1 pseudogene is annotated in these 1,370 nt (G+C 35.0%); it reads right to left on the reverse strand.

What is annotated here, in order from left to right:
- Nucleotides 1-52: 52 nt before the first annotated feature.
- Nucleotides 53-1,370: pseudogene (locus tag C6988_RS10840) on the reverse strand (hypothetical protein); the annotation flags it as partial.

Below are 1,370 nucleotides of genomic sequence, written 5' to 3' on the forward strand. Positions count from 1 at the left end.
CATTCAAAGGGAAATATAATTGATTTAGGCACGAGTTGTGATTATTTTATAATTATTTTGTTTTTGATTTTGGTTTTTTCTTTTTTGTGGAATCTTTTTTTGGTTTTGATTTGGTCTTTGAGATCTTTTTTCGTTCCTTTTTGACTTTTTCAAGCTCTTTTGCTGCTTGTTTTATCTGGCGCTCAATTTCTTGTCGCTCTTTTCTTGTCTTCTCTAAAGCTTCTTGCTTTTGCTTCATTGCTAGTGCTTCTTTTGCTGCCTTGGATAGCGTCTCTTTTTCTTGTTTTATTGCATCAAGAATTTTTTGCTGCTCTTTTACTAGCTGTGCAAGCTTTGCCTCTTCAGCTTTTTGGGATTTTTCAATCTTTTTGAGGTTAGCCCCAATCTGTCGCTCTAGACTAGATTTTTCTTTTTGAATTTCTTTTAGGAAGGATTTATCTTTGTTTACAGTACTGAGAATCTTTTGTTTTTCAGACTTTATTGAGTTAAGTGCTGCTTCCTTTTGTGCAAGATTTGCTGCAAGTTTATTTTGCTCATCTAGGCTAAGCTTTGCAGACTGGATATCCCCTACCATGCTCTGGCGAGCCTGAGTTAGCTGTTGTAGTTGCTGCTCTTCAGCTTGTTTTGATTCCTCGATTTTTGCAAGGTTTGTTTGTATCTGTTTTTGAATCTTTGATTTTTCTTTTTGAATTTCTTTGAGTAATGACTTGTCATTTTTTACTTCAGATAGAATCTTTTGTTTTTGCAGTTTTATTTCATTGAGAGATATCTCTTTTTCATCCAGAGTTGTTGTGAGTTTGTTTTGCTCATACAGCTTTGTCTTTTCTTGTAGTACTTGGTTTGCAATCTCTTGTCTTTCTTTTTGAATTCGCTCAAAGACTTCTTCTTGTGCTAGAATTGCTTGAAGAATGCGGTCCTGTTCTTCGATTTTGCTTTTTTCTGTCTTTAGCTGGGCTTCAATCTTTTGTCTTTTTGCTCTAGCAGACTGGGATTTTTTCTCATACTCTGTCTTTGTCTTTTGTAATTCGGTCTTTTGAGTTTGAATTTGTTTATCAATTGATGCTTGCTGGGTTTGTAATTCTTTTGAGATTCTCTCTCGCTCATTTTTTGCTTGCTCTAATTCTATTTGTCGTTCTTTGATTTGCTCTGCAAGTCTTGTTTGCTGTTCTATTTGCTGTCGTTCTTGTGATATCTTAGCTTCGAGTCTTTGTTTTTCTATTGCTACTCGTTTTTCATACTCTTCGCGATTTAGAATGATTTGCGTTAGCCTGTTTTGTTTCTCATCTAGGCGTCTGCGCTCTTCTTTGAGCTCTTCAATTCTCTCTGCTTCCTTTTTTATTGTCTCATAAATTCCAGATGTCTCTAAATTA

This window comes from Nitrosopumilus sp. b1 (assembly GCF_014078545.1).
Taxonomy (GTDB): domain Archaea; phylum Thermoproteota; class Nitrososphaeria; order Nitrososphaerales; family Nitrosopumilaceae; genus PXYB01.